Source organism: Lacinutrix sp. 5H-3-7-4 (assembly GCF_000211855.2).
Taxonomy (GTDB): Bacteria; Bacteroidota; Bacteroidia; order Flavobacteriales; family Flavobacteriaceae; genus Lacinutrix.
This window is the reverse complement of record NC_015638.1, coordinates 1,050,053-1,071,130: the sequence shown is the minus strand read 5'-3', so window position 1 is coordinate 1,071,130 and position 21,078 is coordinate 1,050,053. Positions and strand designations below refer to the sequence as shown.

Sequence of the window (21,078 nt, the reverse complement as noted above, 5' to 3'; positions counted from 1 at the left end):
CGTAAGTTGCGGCTTTTTTGTTTTTACTAGGTAATTATTGCAAGTTTAGTTAGTTATTGCATGTTTTTTCTAGTGGTTTATATTGTTATTTTTTAGGTCCACCACTTAAAATTTTAAACTCACTTCTACGGTTTAATTGGTGTTGCTCTTCTGTACAATTAGTACCACAGTCTACTGCTAATTCTCTTTCTCCTTTTCCTGCTCCAGAGATTCTTGTAGCGTCTATACCTTTTGATATAATGTATTGTACTGTTGTTTTAGCTCTTCGGTCTGATAATGCATCATTATATTTGTTTGATGCTCTTATATCTGTGTGAGATGTCGCGTAAATAACCATATCTGGATATTTATTCATTACCTGTACTAAGTTATCTAATTCAAATGCTGCTTTTGCTGTGATGTTAGATTTATCGTAATCAAAGTAAATTGGGCGTAATACTACTTCTTCTACTTCTATTATTTTCTCTATTGGGTCTAAAGCTAATTCTACTGCTACTTCTTCTACATCGTCTCCAGCAATGGCTAATTTATTACTTTCGTAGTCTTGCATTGTTACTTGTAGCTCTGTATCTGTATCACATTCTACAATGTATTCTACTTTACCTTCGGCATTTGTAGTTTTTGTAGATAATACATTGCCCTTACTATCTACTAAGCTTGCGCTTGCTCCTGCTATTGGTGCTTTGGTTTTGTTGTCTACTATTGTTGCTACTATTAATACATCACATAATGGTTGTATTTTTTTAATTTGGTAGATGTCATCATCTCCTTTTCCGCCTTCTCTGTTTGAAGAGACAAAACCTTCTCCTGTTTCTTCGTTAATGTGGAAAGCAAAATCATCTCCATTTGAGTTTACTGGTATACCTACATTACGTACTGGTGCCATTTTACCGTCTATTTCTTTGGTGTAAAATACATCCATTCCTCCAAGTCCTAAGTGTCCTATTGAAGAGAAGTAAAGTGTGTTGTTATCACTAATAAACGGGAACATTTCATGTCCTTCTGTGTTTACTTTTTGTCCCATATTTACTGGAGCTCCTACTTGACCGTTTTCATCTATACTTGCTTTATAGATATCAAACTTTCCAAATCCTCCTGGCATATCGCTGGCAAAGTATATTGTACTTCCGTCTGGACTTACACTTGGGTTTTTTATTGAGTAGTTACGGCTGTTTATTGGTAAGGCTTCTATGTTAGAGAATCCATCACTTCCTTTTGTGGCTTTAAATAAGTGTAATACACTGTATTTTGTGTTTGATAGTGAGTCTTTTTCGTAAATGTTTTCAAAGAAACTTTCTCTTGAAAAATACATTGTTTTTCCGTTTGGCGAAAAAGAAACAACGCCTTCGTGATATTTAGTGTTAATTTTATCTTCTACCATAGTCTCACCTTGGTAAGTACCATCTTCGGCTAAAGTAAATTCGTAAATATCTAAAAATGGTTGCTCGTTCCAACCATACTTTTTTCTAGCTCCATTTCTTGCTGTTGTAATGTATAGTTTACCGTCTTGCATAGTACCTCCAAAATCTGATACAGCAGAGTTAATATCCATGTTTTGAACATTAAATTTCTTACCTCTGTCTAAAATCTTTGGAAGGTAATCTGGGTTAGCCATAAACATTACAGATCTATCGTCTCCTGGACGCATAGAGGCAAATGTTTTCATTTGTGCATTTGAGGCTTCGTACTTACCGTTAGCTTTTAGCATTTCAGAATACTTGAAAACCATTTCTGGTTCCTGATTGGTTTCTAATGCTTTTGCAAACCATTTCTCGGCTTCAACAGTATTAAATATGTTATAATTAGCAATGGCTAATTGTCCATAAATGTATGCATCACCTTCGCCTTTTTCTATTAGTTTTTCGTAGTCTTCTATGGCTTCTACGAATTCTAATTTTGAAAAATGCTTGTCGGCTGATTTGGTTGCCTTGGTTTGTGCTGTCACACTAAAGCAACTTAGGATGACTAGTGTTATTATTAGTTTTATGTGTTTCATCTTTGGTGTCTTTTGGCTTATGTGATTAGAAATAACGTGGTGAACGTGAGACTTTTCTTGGTAGATTAATATCGAAATTAACAAAAATCTCATGTGAGGCATTGGTTACAACATCCAACTCTGATTGTATTGCGTCGTAAGCATAACCTATTCTTAATGCTGGTGAAACTCTAAAGTTTACCATACCACTAAAAGAATCGTCTATACGGTAACCTGCTCCTACTTCTACTACATCGTACATAAATAGGTTTAGGTTTAAATCGTAACTCAATGGTGCATCAAAAGCAAATTTTAATAAAGCGTGTGGCTTTAACTTAAAGTTCTCTGAAAGATCGAATACATAACCTGCTGCTGCAAAAATATGCTCTGTTTCTGAGCCTATTTTTCTACCATCAAAATCTAAATGTGTTCCATTTAATATGTTTGGCATTGAGGCTGAAATGTAATACTTATTTGGTTGGTATAAGTATAATCCCGCTCCTACATTAAAGGTTGTTGTATTTACATCTTGTGAGAAAAATGGATCTCCTGCATCTAATGTTGTTACGCTTCCTGTACCAATGTCATGAAAAGTACCTCCGGCTTTTAAACCGAAGGCTAACTTTGTTACATTTCCTACTGGTAATGAGTAAGAGAAATCTACATAAGCGTTAGTCTCGCTTACTGGTCCTACTTCATCACTTATAAGCGATAACCCTAATCCTACACGATTACCTACTGGTGAATGTATAGATAAGGTTCCTGTGCTTGGTGCGCCTTCTAAACCGACCCATTGGCTACGGTAAAGTGCGCCTATAGATACACTCTCGGTCGACCCAGCATAAGCTGGATTGACCACGTTCATGTTATACATGTACTGTGTGTACTGTGGATCTTGTTGTGCTTGTACTCCTATTACAATAAGTAGTACGATATATACTAATTTCTTCATTGGATTTAATTGTTGGTTTTTTTATTAGTTTGCTCTATTAATATATACCCATGCGGCTTTTGTTTTATTGCCTTGGTAGTTCATTACGTAATAATAGGTTCCTACTGGTAGCTCATCGCCATCTAAAGATTGACCGTGCCATTCATCTTTATAGTTTGTCTTCTCGTAAACCATACGACCATTTCTATTAAATATTTGTAAACTTTGAACATCGAAACTGCTTAAATCAAAATTATCATTTAAACCATCGCCATCTGGTGAGATTCCTTGTGGTATAACACAAGTTTCTAACTCATCTACAAATATACTTTCGCTAGATGTACAACCACTTTGGTTAAACATAACCTCTATCGTGTAAGTACCTGATGTTAATACATTATTAATAGTTAAACTTGTTTGACCTGGTACTAATACGCCTTCGTTATACCAAGTGATTGTTACATCACTCTCAACAAAATTATCTCCTATTGCTGTTACCGAAATTGGGGATGTAGCATTTGGACATACTTCATATAATACATCTGTATCGAAACTTATACTTGGTGAAATACCAAAGTCTAAATCAAATGTAGCTGTTTCAAAACAACCATCGTTACTTTCTGCTCTTACATAAATTGTTTGTGTACCTCCATCGTAATCTGTTGGCACTGCTATTGCGTTTGTACTCGCTTCAGCATCTGCTAAATTATTATGGTAGCTAAATGTAAGTCCAGTGTTTCCATTTGCAATAACAGTTTCGTTTGATGTTAAATCATAATTTGAAATACCGTCTTCGTCATCATCACAACCTAATATATTATCTGCTTGAGCTAATTGTGGTTTTGGAGCTAGAGCTATATTAAAAGAACCTACAGCATCACAACTTGTTGTTCCATCTGCAGCATTATAATAAATAGTTGTTGGTGTAGAACTATATGTTGTTGTATTAGTTATAGCATTTGTTTGGTCTATAGCGTCTTGTTCAGTTAAATAATAAGTAATTATTAAACCAGTTTGTGTACCTGTAATAAGGTTTTCATTTTCTGTTAAATCAAAAATAGCTTGATTAGTATTATCTACATCACAACCCAGAATATCAGGTAAATTATCTGGTAAAACCGGATTAGGGAAAAACTCTACTAAAATATCATCTATAACAAAACAAGAAGCGTTAGCGTTAAGTACAATTTCTACTATGTAATTATTTGTTTCTGTAACAGCTAAAGTAGTGCCGCTTTCTGGTGCTCCATTTTCATCAAGAATTGCTTCTTGAATGTTATCATTAATAGTATACCATGTAATAGTAGCATTATCTCCTACAGGAACACCAATATCTAATATAACTTCATCTCCTTCACAGTTTGCATTTCCGCTTGAAAGTAAAATGTCTTCACCTAAATCTACTTCACCAATCTCAAAACTACCAGCTTTTAAGAATACGGCAGAATCATAAGCTGTATCTCCATCATCGGCAATAACTAATTTAATATGGTATGTTCTATTTGGAACTACTGTTGATGATGCTGTTAAAGGTACAGTTCTACCAATAAAGTTTGTTGGGTTTGTTAATGCAGGTTGACCACCTGGACCATAGTATGCATCAAATAATGCTGCATTTGAAGAAGGGCAACTACCATTAAATGCCATATCCCTAATAGTAAATACAGATACTGGAGTTGTTGTTCCAGGAATAACAGCAATATTAGTAGTTACACCTGTAACGGTATCTGTAAGAAGGAAAGCAAAAGCATCTGAGAATCCACATTGGAAAGTTCCATATTCTTCAGCAGCAAAAATGAACTCAAAAGACATGTCTTCTATAAAAGGGACAAAGTCAAATTCAATAATTGAAGCATTGTTTGTTGGGCCTTCCATTATTTCCGCTTCTAAATCAGGATCTCCAGGCCATCCAGCTCCACCACCATCACTTAAAGTTCCGGTTTCAGGTCCTGGTGCATTTACAGCGTTTCCTGTTGTCATTATTATTCCACTTTCAAAAGGAAATCCTGAACCATTAGCTTCAAAATATCCAATTCCATTATCAGATCCAAAATTTGTTCCTGTTGATGATGTAACATTAGATATAGTAGAACATGGTGAGTTTACTAAAATGTCTTCGACTAATTCTGGAACAGTGTATTGTGTTATATCTGTAGTAATTGGTGGAGGAATAGAAAACACACATAAATCAAAGGTAGTGGTTGCTGGTGTTGAGCCATTTGAAAATACTCTAATATAATAGGTGTTACCTATGGTAAGACCATTTGCTGTACTATTATCTGCAGTACTACAAGTTAAATTTGTTAAGTTGTTGCAATCTGGACCTTCATATAATCCATGAGATAAAAATGTTGTAGATCCTACAATATTACTAAGGCTTATGGCGTGATCTGTAGATACAGCAGTAAATGAAAACCAAACATCATCGTTAGGAGTTCCACTACAAGGGTTTGCTTGTGGTGATTGTGTTGCACCAGAAAGAGATCCGCTAGTAAAATTAGTACAGTTACCATCTGCATTAGCAAGGAAGTTTATAGCGCCTTCGCAGTCATCATTTTCTGGTAATGTGTAAAATATTACAGGTCCTGTCCAATCACTAAACCCGTCTCCTGTAGAGTTACAATCAGACCTTACATATATTTCGTATGCTGTTCCAGGAGATAACATTGTTTCTGTAACAGTTGTATTTGTTGCTGGTGTTCCGTTTGTTGTTGGTGTTCCAGTTCCTACTGGCTGTACAACATATTCCCAAGCTGTTTCAGATGCTCCTGGTATCCATGAAATGTCTACAGAAGTTTCTGTGGTATTCGATGTTGTAATTGTGTTAGGGAATAAACAAGGAGGTAACTCATCTATAGTAACATCATCAATTGCAATATCGTCATAGAAATCACTTGGGTCAATAACTTCAGAGAATATAAATTGAACTTGTACAGGTCCAGTTATATTTAATGTACTTATATTAATAATAATATATTCCCATCCGCCAGTATTTGTATTATATGTTCCAACTGGATTCCATGCCGCACCATCCCAAACTTCAACGTCTAACTGAGAATTTGCATTTCCTTCATTATCACTTAATAAGTAGAATGATAGTGCTGGCTCTGCTAAAGGAGTTGTATCTATTAAGGGAGAAAATAATGATGTAGGTCCATTGTCTCCTGAAGAATCTACCCAAGCAAAATAATCGTTTGTAGCAGTGTTTCCTGTTATAGTACCATTGTTACCAATATGGTCGAATCCAGGGTCATTAGCAAATTCCCAAATTCCACCACCATTCATGGTCCAACAATCTGGTATTGTTCCGCCATTTTCAAAGCCTTCTGTGTAAGGAGCTGCAAATGTTGAACATTCTGTTGTAAAAGTAAATGGTCCAACCCAATCACTAAAATCACCATTCCCACAGTCTGCTCTTACAAAATATTCATAGTCTGTAATAGCTGTTAAACCTGTTGCTGTGTATGGATTAGTTGCTGCAGGATCTCCAGCTCCAGTAGGCATTCCTGTTCCTGGAGATTGAACAACAACTTCCCACGCTGTTTCTGTTCCATTTACCATCCAAGATAAAGTAGCAGTAGTGTCTGTTGTACTGTCAACACCTAAATTAGCTGGGTTTACACAACTTGGTAATTCATCGAAAGTCACATCGTCTATTGCGATATCATCATAAAAGTCTCCTGGTGTAATTACTTCTGAAAAAATAAATCTCGCTTGTACATTTCCTGTAATTGTAAGTGTACTTAAGTTTATTGTTTTTTCTTCCCAACCATTAGTGTTTGTATTGTAAGTTGCCATTAAATTCCAAGCAGCACCATCCCAAACTTCTACATCTAATTGTGAGTTGTCATTTCCTTCATTATCACTTAATTCATAAAATGATAATGCAGGTACGGCTAAACCAGATACGTCTATAAGAGGCGTTGTTAATGTTGCTGGAGCATCAGTTCCAGAAGAGTCTACCCAGGCAAAATAATCATTAGTAGCAGTTGTGCCTGTAATTACACCATTGTTTCCAATGTGATCAAATCCAGGATCATTAGCAAATTCCCAATCTTCTCCACCATCCATCGTCCAGCATAATGGTATAATTCCTCCGTTTTCAAATCCTTCAGTATAAGGAGCGATAAATACGGCACATTCTGTATCGAATACTAAGGGACCAATCCAATCACTAAATTCTGTACCACAATTTGCTCTTACATAATATTCATAAGTTGTAGCAGCAGTTAAACCTGTTGCTGTGTATGGATTAGTTGTTGCAGCCATTCCTGCTCCAGTAGGAATTCCTGTTCCTGGTGCCTGTACTGCAACTTCCCATGCTGTTTCTGTTCCATTTACCATCCAAGATAAAGTAGCTGTAGTATCTGTTGCACTATCAACAGCTAAATTTCCTGGGTTTACACATGATGGTAACTCATCAAAAGTAACATCGTCTATTGCGATATCATCATAGAATCCTGTTGATGTTTCAGAGAAAATAAATCGTGCTTGAACGTCTCCAGTTATTGTTAGTGTACTTAAGTTTATTGTTTTTTCTTCCCAACCATTTGTATTGGTGTTATAAGTAGCCATTAAATTCCATGCAGCACCATCCCAAACCTCAACATCTAATTGAGAGTTGTCATTATCTTCGTTATCACTTAATTCATAAAAAGATAAAGCTGGTGTTGCTAATGTAGATACGTCAACTAATGGCGTGGTTAAAGTTGTTGGCCCATCATCTCCTGAAGAGTCTACCCATGCAAAGTAATCGTTAGTTGCTGTTGTTCCAGTAATTGTACCATTGTCTCCAATGTGATTAAAACCAGGGTCATTATCAAACTGCCAATCTTCACCACCATCCATTGTCCAACATAATGGAATATCTCCACCATTTTCAAAACCTTCTGTATATGGCGCTACAAACGTTGTGCACTCTGTAGCAAAATTTATTGGTCCAACCCAAATACTAAAATCACCACCACAATCTGCACGAACATAAGCTTCATAATTAGTTGCAGGTGTTAATCCTGTTGCAACATAAGGATTATTAGAAGTAGTTGCTGTACCAGAACCTGTTGGCATTCCAGTTCCAGGAGTTTGTATTGCAACCTCCCAAGCTGTTTCAGTTCCTCCGGCTGTCCATGAAATATCTGCTGTTGTTGATGTTGCACTTAAAAAAGTGAAACTATCTGGATTTGGACAAGTTGCATTGTAAACAATAACATTATCTACTAACCAATACCAAGCCCAAGAATCTGCATCGTCGTAAACAAAGCGAATTTGCATTGCATTATTAGAATATGCTGTAAGATCTATATGTTGTTGATCTGGATTACTAAATGCTCCTGCTGTTGTTGTTTGAGTTAAAACAGGAACCCATGCAGTACCATCCCAAACTTCAACAACGGCTGTGTCTGCTCCAATATTTCTATAGTATTGATCAAAATCAAGAAATATTGCGGTTGCTCCGGTAGTATCAAAAGTAGGAGAGGTAAGGGTTTCAATAAGTAATGTTCCATTTCCGTTAGCATCACTATCTACAAAAGCAGCATTAGTGCCATCAAGATTGTTAACACCTCCAACTTGTCCAGAAATCCATGAATCTCCAGTAGCTGCTCCTGCATCATCAACTGTCCATGTTGCAGGTATGTTTGTGTCGAAATTTTCACTCAAATAAGTTTGTGCACTTATGGATAAACTTATTAGAAGTAAAACCAATAATAAAGTAGTCTTTTTCATTTTATGATTAGTGTTAGAATGTTATGTTTACAAAAATTGAATCTTAAATATATGTTAATTGAATTACTAAATTGCGACATATAGACGTAATGCACCCTTTTTCGATGAAGTGGATGATTATTTTATTATTGAAGATGTATTCTAACTATTTTAACAAAATTATCTAGAAATTTCTATGGTTTTCTTGAGTTCATTGCCAAATTCGTCTACTGCTATAAGGATATGAACGCCTTCGAGTGGTTTAATTGCTAAATCGTGAATTTCAGTGGTTTTTCCTATGTATTTGTTGTCGATATACCAAAAAATAGCACTCATTTTTTTCGAATGTGCAATCTTTAAAATAAGCTCATTGGTCTCTTCGTTAAAATCTTTAGGAAGGAAAATTTTTGCATTGTTTTTTGGGTAGATAAATTGCATTTTTTCATCTTCATTTCCTATACAATCATTTCTATATGTAGGAAGTGATTTATAAAATGGGTTTTTACTTTTGTAATAGTATTCCATTAAAGGGGGAAGCACGAACCAAGACGTATTTTTAATATTACTTATTGCTTCGCAGGATGTGTTTACTTGAAAGTTTCCAGAATTATCCAAATGTACTAATTTATGGTAAGGACAAGGTTTTGTTTTAAGTCCGCTTTTTTGAACAAAAGTTTTTAAACTGTGATTGCAATATTGTCCTGCTCTAAAACCACTTTCTTTACATACATTAATTTCGCTCATTTCATCAAAAGGCTTAGCAAACCATTCGCTATTTGGTAATAAATCAAATACATCAAATAAAATAGGAGCTGCGGCTTCTACACCAACTAAGCCAGGTCTACCTTCTCCATCTGCATTACCAACCCAAACACCAACAACATAATCTTTTGTGGTGCCAATAGCCCAAGCATCACGAAAACCAAAACTGGTTCCGGTTTTCCATGCAATTTGCTTTGAATCATCAAAAAACTCCCAGTTTTCATTACCTTCTGGTCTGTTTACTTGTTTTAAACTTTCGTAGGTAAGATATATTGAGGCTGCATCAAATAGTGTTTTTTCTGTTGATTTTTTTCCGAAGTCAATTTTTTCTGAAGCTAAAAAAGTGGGTTCGCAAAATTCATTTGAAAAATACTCGCTTGATGTTTCGTTAAAATGATTTAAAGTTGAAGAAAAACTAGCATAACTTTTACATAAATCCCATAAATTACTTTCAGCTCCACCTAAAATTAAAGATAAACCGTAGTGGTTTGCATTGTATTTTATGTCTTTCAGTTTTAAATCTTTTAAATAATGATGAAATCTATCTAGTCCAAAATCTTTAAGCATTCTAACGGCAGGAACATTTAATGAGCGAGACAATGCGCGACTTGCAGGAACTGCGCCATCAAATTCTTTATTATAGTTTTCTGGCACATAATTTCCAAATTGAGTAGGAACATCTGCCACAAGCGTGTTTGGTAATAAATCGCCTGCATCTAGCATGGCAGCATAAAGAAATGGTTTTAAAATGCTACCTGTACTTCTTGGTTTATTAATGACATCAACATCTTTTTGGTTTTTATTATTTGTAGGTGCGTTGCCAATATAAGTTAAAACTTCACGTGTTTTTACATCTAAAACTAGAACTGAAATATTATGAATTTCATTCTGTTTTAATAAGTTATAATGGTTGTAAACAACAGTGTTTGCTTGTTGCTGTAATTTGTAATTTACTGTTGTTTTAACACGTTCTCCAGGATTAGATTTAACTACTTTTTGTAGTAAATGTGGTGCGATTTGAGGTAGTGGATACGGTTTTTGTGGTAAACCTTCTGCTATAGATAAATTATAAGTTAGTGAGTCTATTATTTTATTTTGAAGTAGTTTTTTTAGTAATCGATCTCTTTTTTTTAATAATTTAGTTTGATTTTTTCCAGGATATATTAAGCTTGGTGCATTGGGTAAAACAGCTAATGTTGCGCTTTCTGCCCACGATAATTCGTGTGGGTTTCTATTAAAATAGCGCCAAGATGCAGCATCAATACCAACCACATTACCACCAAAAGGAGCGTAACTGGAATAGTATGCTAAAATCTCATCTTTGCTTTCGCGAATTTCTAAACGCGTAGCAAGAATAATTTCTTTAATTTTTTCTAAATATGTTCGCGGTTGTCCTTTTCGCGATAAACGAATAACTTGCTGTGTTAATGTGCTTCCGCCTCGTTTTATTGCTCCGGAATTAATATTTTGTTTTAGTGCTTTAAATATTGAAATAGGATTAAAACCAGGATGCTTATAAAAATATTCATCTTCAAAATTAATAATACAGGTTTTAAATTTTTCTGGAACACTATCGTTTTTAGGAAATCGCCATTGTCCATCTTTTGCAATTTGTGCGCCTAATAATGTGTTGTTGCTACTTGTAATTACAGTTGCTGTTGGATCTTTAAAAAGTTGTTTTGGTAAACAAAAATAATAGGCAAGCAAAACGATAACGATACTTACCGACTTGATTTTGTGCTTTTTTATGTAGGCAAATGCTTTATTCATTTTTATTCTTGCATTCGCTGAAAAGTATATTCGCGTTCCACTTTACAAATTTTTACATTATACCACGAATACCAATCTTTAATACCTTTTTGTTGTGCAATTACATGATCTGTTTGCTGTTTCCAAAGTTGTATTGCTTCTAAGTTTTCCCAATAACTAACAGTGATTCCTACTTCGTTTCTTGCAGAATCTATGCTAATAAAGCCATTTTGTTTTTTAGCTAAAGTTTCCATTAATTCTGCCATTTCAAGGTAGCCGTTGTCGCCTTCGGTCCTGGTAGAAGTAAAAATCACTGCGTAGTATGGTTTAAAGTTTTTCATCTTTAGTTTCCGAGAAAGCGGAAATCTTTTTTAATTAATTTTCGTGTTTCGGTACTGTAAATGTTATTGTTTTTTCTGAAACATTATCTTCAAAATCTGTAAGTACAAATTTTAAAAACACTTGGTTTGTTGAAACATTAATAGGAAACTGATTCGTGTTACTTATATTTTCGATGTTTTTCATCCAACTTTCTCCACATTTTTCTGAAACTATAGTTTTTAAATCTTCAATAGCAAAAGGAACAAATTGTTTTGTATCTGCATCAGTATAAGTTAATGTTTCAAACCTTGTTTTGTTTATTTTTTTAATTGGTTTCCAGTCCGATTGAAATTGTTTCCATTCGCTTAAATCACAAAGTGTTTGTTCGTCTAAAATATGTATTGTGTTTTGATAACGCTGTAAAATCTTTACACTTTTATAATTGTTGTTTTTAACTTCAATAGTTTTTTTGCCAGGTGTGTTTTTAACATGAATTCCAATATTAAGATTATTTTTTGTTGTTAAATCCTGTAATTCATCATCGTTATAAATAGCTAAATTTTTAATATGAATATCTGCTTCGGTGAGTTTAATATTTACAATTTTAGCCATTTTATTTTTAGATAAAAAGCCGTTAAAAACATAACCTTTTAGGTCTTGGTAGCCATTCATTTTTATTTTCACCCATTCGCCTTCAACTTTTTTGCCTTGGTCTAGAATTACCAGTTTTTTATCAGTTTTCTCAACAACCTCAACGGCTTCATTATACATAAGTTTACCTAGTTTTGAAGCGCCAATATCTGGAAGCTCTCTAACCGTTAATCCGCTATCTGCTGTTACGTAAGCATAGTTTTGACTGTAACCAAATGCTACGATTAATAATACAATTGTTGTGATAAAATGTTTTGTCGTTTTCATAATGTTTTGTTTTTAAATTAATATGACAGTTAAACATTTTAGTTGGTTTGTTATCACCTGAAAGCGTGTTGAATAAAGCGTCCTTTATCGTCTTCAATTTCAAATCATAGTGGTCTTTTTTTTGTTTTTTAGATTCCTACTTGCGCAAGAATTAGTTATTTTTCTACGGTTACCCATTGTCCTTTTGTGCGTACTAAAAACTCATTATCGTACATGGCTTCTGCTTGAATACCTGGTAGGTAATAGGTTCCTAAATACGATGCGTTAAGCATAACATTAAAAGTATTAGTACCGTATTTTCCTTTTTTATTTAAATCGAAATAAAAGTTTACGCGATCATCTCTAATATCTGTAAAGCGTGCTTGGCTTGTTGTATTACTTCCAAAGGCAGTAAAACGCGTATTTACAATTTCCCAACCAGATGGAAATATTTGTGTTAAAGCAACATCTGTAACACGTTCGTTTTTTAGGTTAGACACTGTAACAGTTGCCACAAAATCTTGACCTTGTTTTAGATTTTTAATATCGATTGTATTTCCTTTTAAATCTTTATAAACTACACTTGTGCTTAAACCTCTTTGTTCGGTTAATTCTTCACCTAAAGGCAGTTTTCCAGAATTTAAAACACGAACGTAAACAACATTGCCTTGTTTGTTTTTAAAGTTTAAAGTGTTTTTTCCATCTATAACTTTTAATTCACGTTGCGCAATGGCGCTTTTGGTGTTTATGGTTTCGGTTTTACCATTAATTGTATATTCTAAATCAAGAGATTTTCCACCATTTGCTTTAACCATTTTAGCCATTGCTAATAAACTGTAAGCTGTTGTTTGTGTACTCATCCAACGGTTACTCGATAGATCTTTAGCCAATGTTTTTGCTAATTCTTGCATTCTAGAATCTTTGGTAAGTACCATTGTTTCTAATGCCATTGCGCGATTTCTGTCTATAGAACCATAAGTGTAATAGTTATATTTAGGTGCTTTAAATTCTATATTTGCTGTTTTAGAAATGGCATTACTAGCTTCATTTTGTCCTGCTAAAGCGTAAGCGGCAGCCAATCTCCATTTGGCTTCGTTAGAGATTTCACTAAACTCTTTTAGTCTATTCATAGCGCCTAAATCTGGACTTCCTGCTAAGGCTAAAGTGTACAATCTGTAAGCTTGTGCTAAATCACTATTGTATGTTTTATAGCTTGGTCTCCAACTTCTAGCAGCTTCTTTTTGATATTTAATCCAATTACTTTTAAATGTAAGCGGAAGTACAAATCCTAGTTTTTCGGCTTCAAGCATAAAATGTCCTGCGTAACTAGTTCCCCAATCATTAGCAGTGTTTTCTCCCATCCAATAACTTAAACCACCGTTTGGTCTTTGGAAATTTCCAAGACGTTTGATGCCATTTTCTATATTGGTTTGAATTTCTTGTTTTTTCTTTAACGGAATATCAAAAATTTCATTTAAATATAACTGCGGAAACACTCCTGACGTCGTTTGCTCTACACAACCATGAGGATATTGTACAAGGTATTGCAGTCTTTTAGAAAAATCCATTGGTGGCATTGTTGAAAATTCAACCGTTGCGCTATTAGAATTTGTTACACCAAAAGTTGTAAAATCGAGACTAGCTGAAGCCGATTTTTCTAGCGTTTGATCTAGCGCTTTAGAGGTTATTGGGTTTACATTCTCAACATCAAGTTCTACTTTGTAGATTGATTTTTCACCATTTCCAGTTGCAATAACTTCTACTGTATTTATACCATTTGCTTTGCTAACGTCTAACTCAAAATAAGCCATTTGCTCGTCTGGTTTTGCGAATGCTAATGTTTTAGATTGCTCACCAATAATTGTAATGCCGTTGCTTAATTTTAATTTAATATTTACATTTTTAACCTTAGGTTCCATAGCAAAAACAGTAACAGGAAGTGTAACTTTTTCACCAGGACTTAATTTTCTTGGTAAAGTAGCAAGAACCATAAGTGGTTTTTTAACTTCAACCGATTTGTCTGTGCTACCATAAGCTTCAGTCTCTGTGTTTCCTGCAACTACCATAGTTCGCACAGCACCAATATAATTTGGCATTTTAATTTTATGTTCTGTTCTTCCGCCAGGTTGTAATGTAAACGGACCTAAAACTTTAACAACAGGCTTAAATCGGTTTGCTTTTTTATTTTTTCCTTCGGCAGCATTTCCATCTCCACCAATTGCAAATATTTGATCTATACTTCCTGAGTAAGCACCAACGACATCGTCGAAAACATCCCAAGTTTTTACGCCTAAAGCTTCGCGAGCATAAAATGAAGACCAGGCATTTGGTGTTTTAAATCGAGTTAAATCTAGTAAACCTTCTTCAACCATTGCCACAGTATAGGTCATAGGTTTATTGTTTTTTTCTGAAACAATAACAGTAAATTCTTCTTCAGGTTTTAAAACGCTAGGCATCCTGATTTCAGGTTCTAATTTTGTGTTTGGATCTTCAACCAAAATTGGAATTACGCCATAAAGTCTTAACGGTAAATCGTTAGCAGTTGTAGCATGCGGTTGTAATAATGAAATATTTACAAACACATTTGGAGCCATTGCTTTAGTAATAGGAACATCTACAACCGTTTCACCAGCTTTTGTTTTTAGCCATTTATGCTCGATAACTTCTGTACCGTTTTCTATAGAAATTAAAGCACGACCTTCGGTACCAGAAGGAAACGTGATTTTTGCTGTTTCACCAACATTATAATTTTCTTTATCTGCTGAAAAAACTAACATTTTAGCCGCTTCTTTGTCTCCGCTTGGTTGCTTTTTCCACCAATTTTTGTAGAAATAAGCTGTGCGACCAGTGGCGTGACCACTTTCAGGATCGTAAACACGAATTAAATAGCGTCCACCATCTTTTTCTGGAACATTAATATTGAAGCTGGCTTTGCCTTTAGCATTAGTATTAATTTTACTATTCATATATGGTTTATGAAAAGAACTTGAGGTGTATTTTGATAAATTATCGTACGATGAATTCCACCACCAACGCCATTCAACCTTATAAACTTTTACTTCTAATCCGTTTCGTTTTATAGGTTTTCCTTGGTCGTCTACAACCACAATATCAAAGGTTTGATTCTCGTCTGTATAAAACGAACCATGAGCTTTTCCTTTAGGAGAACGCAAACCAACAAACGATTTGTAAGGTGCATATTGTTTGGTAAAAGCATCCATTGAAAAATCGCCACCATTTTCGAAAGCACGTACTAAAAATTGCACGTTTAACATTCCAGGAGCATTTTGCCCAACACTTAATTTGTTTTTAATTTCGGTAAAACCGTCTTGGTTTACATTGCCTTCAAAAACATTTAATTCTTCTTGAGAAAAAGAGCGTGATGGATCTCTAAACGTATAGTTTTTAAATTTTTTAAATGGTGTGTATGCGTTACTAAATTTAGCTTTAATTTCAGTTTTTACATTTTTTGCTGGTGCTCCATGTAACCAATTTACGTTTAGTGTTCCGTTTAATGCTTCGCTACCAGAAAGCACTTCATTTTTAAAATCTACTTTTATTTTTAAGCGGTTTGGTTTTACAGTTTCAATTTTTAAGCCTTTGTAAAAAGTGGCGCCACCAACACTAACTTTTGCATTCCAGTTTCCTGTTTTATTTTCGGTTGAAGTAGGCACTTTAAATGAGTAAAAGTTATTAATGTTTTTGGCTGTAATTTTCTTGTAAGCCAATTTTCCGTTAGGATCTGTAACTTCCATTTTTACTGGATGACCTTTTGGTAGTTTATTGCCATTATCGTCTAAAATAAAAGTAAGATGTAGTGAGTCTCCAGGTCGCCAAACGCCACGTTCTCCATAAATATAGCCTTTTAAACCACGTTGTAAATGGTTTCCAGAAACATCAAATTTACTTAGTGATAAAGCTTGGCCATCTCGTAATTTTATATAGGTTTTGCTTTTACCTTTGCTAACTATTGCAAAAGAAGCGTGATTGTTTGTTTCAATTTTTGCTAAACCTTCTTGGTCTGTTCTAGTGCTAGAAATTTCTTGTTGTTGATAATTGTATAGCGTTACTTTAGCAGCAGCTTCAACATTTGTATTTAATATGTTTGTCACTGCAAAATAGTAATTGTTATTCGCGCCTTTTTTTACAATTACACCAAGATTTGAAGCCAATAGGTTTTGTGAAATTTCACGATCTTGATTGTAATATGCATCGTGACAAGGGTTGTCGCGTTCTCTCCAGTTATAGTTGTAATTTCTGTATCTGTACGTTACATTGTCCCAATATTCTTCTTCTCTTCGGTCTTCGTCTTCGGTGGTACTTTCGTTATAATTATCGTAGTAATAATCGTCTTCATAATATTCATCTTCGTAATAGTCTTCGTTGTTTTCAGAATTTGTAATATTTCTATTTACAGAACAATCGTAAAGTGAATACTCTTTCTTAAAACTTACTTCTACACGATAGATAGCGCCAGGATCTACGGTTAAGAATTTAGATAAATCTGCACTGTAGGTTTTCCATTTTCCGTCATTTTCTATACCATCATTTACTAAGGTTATGGTTTGTTTTGCAATGCGTCTTCCTACTTGTCTAATACTATTATCATTGCCTCCTTGAAGATTATTGTCTTGTAAAAATTGAAGTACATTGTCTTCGTATATTTTAATAATTTTTAGGTCTACTTTTTTTAGGTTTACCGCTTCAAAATTGAATTTTAATTCTTGAGAATTAGGAAGAATAACACCGCTGTTAACTAAGCGAACCTGAGGCTTTACTTCCTCGAAAGAAATGGTTTCAGAAAAAGGTTTTTTAAGTTTATAACCTTCGGTATTTTTAATGCCTTGAAATACATCTACCTGAACGTTTCCTGTGATTTTGGAATCTGGATAAGCTTTTAACACATTGCCATCTACAATATATTTTGGGTTTTTGCTATTTTGAATGGTTACCAATCCATCAAAATTTTGTTGTTTTTTAATAGGATCGGAAAAATTTATAGAAAGGTATTGTTCTGGGTTTTGTACAACATCAATTTTTGTAATAGTAAAATTGTTTTTTCCAGGAATTACAACCGTGTTTTCACCAGAATTATCTGCTTTAATTGCTTTTCCGTTCCATTTTATAAGAATTTCGCTGTCTTCAATTTTTCGGTTTATACTATCTATTTTAAATTCAAATTGTCTTGATGGAAGTCTGCTTTCATTCCATTCAATTTTTAAATCTTTTCCGCCTTGCGAAGCTTCAACCAATTGCTTTGCTTGGTCTATTGTAATATTATCTGCAGATTTTACTACGCCTAATAAATATTGCCATTCTTTGTTATACGATTGTAACGCGTTAGTAACTATATTAAAATTAGGTGTTATGGTTTTAAATTGAAACGTATAATTTGAAAACTCCTGTGAAATATCTGGGTATATTTCCTTTAATTTTACTGTAACAGAGTATTCTGTATCACTTTTTAAAGGTTCGTTTGGAGTGAATACTAACGCATGCTTGTTCGCTACGGTTAAATTTCCAGAAACATTTGGTGAAACCGAGATTAAATTCTCGTTTATTACGTTGCCAGTTTCCCATCCTTCGACTTCTTTAGCTAAACTAATTTGAATATTACTTGTAGTAGAAACCCGACCAGAAGTAGTGTAGCTTATGTAATCTCTAAACTTAAAAAGGTTATCTGTTTCGGTTGATTTTTTCTTACAAGACTGTGCCAAGAAGATACAGAGGATCAAGGCAAAAAATGATTTTATTTGCATAGTTGTTGGTTTAAAAAGTGAATTACAGTGATAAGAAAAATCTGGTAAGAGTATTCTTGTTAATATAATTACGCTCAATTGTTTAAATTTAGTCTATGGTTGGTTGTTAGATTTTTGTTAAAGTTTTATTTGGAGTAAATTTTCACAATTAATTCGCCTTTATCGTTCATACTGGCGCGATACATTCCAGCAGTATTAAAATCCATAACCATATTTCCGTTTTTGTCAACAGCTATAATGCCTCCATTGCCACCTAGATCTGGAACTTTTTTTTGTATTACTTCTTTTGCTGCTAGCTTTAAGCTTAAACCTTTATATTCCATTAAAGCAGAAATATCATGAGCAACTGTGGCACGAATAAAAAATTCTCCCCAACCAGTTCCAGAAACTGCACACGTTGCATTATTAGCGTAATTTCCAGCGCCAATAATTGGCACATCTCCAACGCGACCATAGCGTTTATTTGTCATGCCTCCGGTTGAGGTTCCAGCGGCTAAATTGCCGTTTTTGTCTAAGGCTACACAACCAACAGTTCCAAACTTGCTGTCTTTTATATCTGCATCGTAAAAAGCCAATTTATTTTCAAAAGATTTTTCTTGCTCTTTTTTAATAACACGTTTTAAGGTTTTTAATCTATTTTCAGTTTTAAAATATTCTGGAGATACGAGTTCTAAATTCTGCTCTTTTGCAAAGGTTTCGGCGCCTTCACCAGCCATCATTACGTGAGGTGATTTCTCCATGATTGCTCTTGCTAAATTTATAGGGTTTTTAACTGTTTTTGTACCTGCTGAAGCACCAGCATTTAGTGTTTTTCCATCCATTATAGAAGCATCTAACTCATTGGTTTCTGCATTTGTAAAAACAGCTCCTTTTCCAGCGTTAAAAAGAGGAGAATTTTCTAAAACATTAATGGTTTTTTCAACCGCATCAAGGCTGCTTCCACCATTTTTTAAAATAGTATAACCGGTTCTAATGGCTTCTTCTAATTTAGCTTTGTATTCGGCTTCTTTTTCATCGGTCATATTCTTTTTTAAAATTGTTCCTGCTCCACCATGAATAACAATTGCAAAATCGTTTACCTTATTAGGTTTGCTATTAAGAGTGCTTTTTGGATTTGGATTTTCTCTTGTAATATTTTCGGGATTTTTGTCTGGGTTTGGTACGAGCTCGCCACAGCTATATGCTAATAAACAAAGTGTGATGTAGAAGATAATTTTTTTCATTTTTTTGGTGGTTTTTATTAGCATTAAAGTTACAGTTTTTTAAGAAAGCTATAACTGTAAAAACGCATATTTATTAGTATATTCGCTTCAAAATTTAATAATTCGTAAAAAACAGAGATATATGCAAGCAGTTTCAACTGATTTCGGAATAAAAGAAGCCTTAGAGCAATTAGGCATAAAAGATGTAAACCATGGAACCTCTACAGGTTCAAATAACTTTGGAAATGGAGAGGAAATTTCTTCATATTCACCAACAGATGGTTCTTTAATTGCAAAGGTTTCTACAACAACAAAAGAGGATTATGAGAAAGTTATGGAGGCAGCTACTTCTGCTTTTACAACTTTTAGAGCTATGCCAGCACCGCAAAGAGGTGAAATTGTAAGACAGTTTGGTAATAAACTTAGAGAATTAAAAGAGCCTTTAGGAAAATTAGTGTCTTACGAAATGGGTAAATCGCTTCAAGAAGGTTATGGTGAAGTGCAAGAAATGATTGACATTTGTGATTTTGCTGTAGGTTTATCTAGACAATTAAACGGGCAAACAATTCCGTCTGAACGTCCAGGTCACGTAATGCGTGAGCAATGGCATTCATTAGGAGTTGTAGGTATAATTTCAGCTTTTAACTTTCCAGTAGCCGTTTGGGCTTGGAACACAGCTTTAGCTTGGGTTTGTGGAGACGTTTGTGTTTGGAAAGCATCAGAAAAAACACCACTTTGCTCAGTAGCTTGCCAAAATATAATTGCAGGAATTTTAAAAGAAAATAATTTGCCAGAAGGTATTTCTTGTATCATTAATGGAGACTATAAAGTAGGAGAAATGATGACTACAGACTCTAGAATTCCATTAATATCTGCTACAGGTTCTACTAGAATGGGACGTATTGTTGGTAAAACAGTGGCAGAACGTTTTGGAAAATCTTTATTAGAATTAGGTGGAAATAATGCAATTATTATAACGCCAACCGCAGACTTAAAAGTAGTAGTCCCAGGAGCAGTATTTGGTGCGGTAGGAACTTGTGGACAACGTTGTACATCTACAAGACGATTAATTATTCATGAAAGTGTTTACAATAAAGTACGTGACGCTATTGTTGGTGCTTATGGGCAGTTAACCATTGGTAATCCTTTAGATGAAAAAAATCACATAGGTCCATTAATCGACAAGGATTCTGTAGACACTTATTTAGCAGCAATTGAAAAAGCAAAAGCTGAAGGTGGAACTGTTTTGGTTGAAGGTGGTGTTTTAGAAGGTGAAGGTTACGAGTCTGGTTGCTATGTAAAACCAGCGATTATTGAAGCAGAAAATGATTTTGATATTGTGCAGACAGAAACTTTTGCTCCTATTTTATATTTAATGAAATACTCTGGAGATGTTGAAAATGCAATTGGTACTCAAAATGGAGTAGCGCAAGGATTATCTTCTGCTATTATGACTAATGAAATGAAAGAAGCAGAAAAATTCTTATCGTTTGCAGGATCAGATTGTGGAATTGCAAATGTAAATATTGGAACATCTGGTGCTGAAATTGGAGGTGCTTTTGGAGGTGAAAAAGAAACAGGTGGCGGACGCGAGTCTGGATCTGATGCTTGGAAAGTTTACATGAGACGCCAAACAAATACAGTAAATTATTCAGACGAGTTACCTTTAGCTCAAGGTATTAAGTTTGATTTATAGAAAAGAAAATAACTATTTGTTAGTTAGGAAGCCACATCGAAAGATGTGGCTTTTTTTTATGTAAAAGATATATGTTACTTTTT

Annotated in this window: 9 protein-coding genes; 1 reads left to right on the top strand and 8 read right to left on the bottom strand. The window is 34.4% G+C overall.

Annotated features, from left to right (window positions below):
• Nucleotides 1-85: 85 nt before the first annotated feature.
• From LACAL_RS04620 to LACAL_RS04585, 8 genes are all read right to left on the bottom strand, one after another.
• Entirely contained in the window at nucleotides 86-1,945 is a 1,860-nt protein-coding gene (locus tag LACAL_RS04620; RefSeq protein WP_237701007.1) for an OmpA family protein, read from the bottom strand.
• Nucleotides 1,946-2,021: 76 nt separating this feature from the next.
• The gene (locus LACAL_RS04615; RefSeq protein ID WP_013869544.1) at nucleotides 2,022-2,927 is read right to left on the bottom strand and encodes a type IX secretion system membrane protein PorP/SprF; all 906 of its coding nucleotides are present in this window, start codon (nucleotides 2,925-2,927) and stop codon (nucleotides 2,022-2,024) included.
• Nucleotides 2,928-2,951: 24 nt separating this feature from the next.
• Nucleotides 2,952-8,630, bottom strand: coding sequence for a choice-of-anchor L domain-containing protein (locus LACAL_RS15540; RefSeq protein ID WP_013869543.1), 5,679 nt, complete (start codon nucleotides 8,628-8,630; stop codon nucleotides 2,952-2,954).
• Between the two features lie 159 nt (nucleotides 8,631-8,789).
• Nucleotides 8,790-11,141 (bottom strand): penicillin-binding protein 1C, encoded by a 2,352-nt coding sequence (gene pbpC, locus LACAL_RS04605; protein WP_013869542.1) that lies wholly within the window; start codon nucleotides 11,139-11,141, stop codon nucleotides 8,790-8,792.
• 2 nt (nucleotides 11,142-11,143) lie between these two features.
• Nucleotides 11,144-11,461: an antibiotic biosynthesis monooxygenase gene (locus LACAL_RS04600; protein WP_013869541.1), complete on the bottom strand. Its 318-nt coding sequence runs from the start codon at nucleotides 11,459-11,461 to the stop codon at nucleotides 11,144-11,146.
• Nucleotides 11,462-11,495: 34 nt separating this feature from the next.
• Nucleotides 11,496-12,359: an SH3 domain-containing protein gene (locus LACAL_RS04595; RefSeq protein WP_013869540.1), complete on the bottom strand. Its 864-nt coding sequence runs from the start codon at nucleotides 12,357-12,359 to the stop codon at nucleotides 11,496-11,498.
• 155 nt (nucleotides 12,360-12,514) lie between these two features.
• The gene (locus LACAL_RS04590; protein ID WP_013869539.1) at nucleotides 12,515-18,097 is read right to left on the bottom strand and encodes an Ig-like domain-containing alpha-2-macroglobulin family protein; all 5,583 of its coding nucleotides are present in this window, start codon (nucleotides 18,095-18,097) and stop codon (nucleotides 12,515-12,517) included.
• A 125-nt stretch (nucleotides 18,098-18,222) separates the two neighbouring features.
• Nucleotides 18,223-19,320, bottom strand: coding sequence for an isoaspartyl peptidase/L-asparaginase family protein (locus tag LACAL_RS04585; RefSeq protein ID WP_013869538.1), 1,098 nt, complete (start codon nucleotides 19,318-19,320; stop codon nucleotides 18,223-18,225).
• A gap of 121 nt (nucleotides 19,321-19,441) precedes the next feature.
• Here LACAL_RS04585 and LACAL_RS04580 point away from each other — a divergent pair, with 121 nt between their 5' ends.
• Nucleotides 19,442-20,995, top strand: a complete 1,554-nt coding sequence (locus LACAL_RS04580; RefSeq protein ID WP_013869537.1) for an aldehyde dehydrogenase family protein — start codon at nucleotides 19,442-19,444, stop codon at nucleotides 20,993-20,995.
• Nucleotides 20,996-21,078 lie beyond the last annotated feature (83 nt).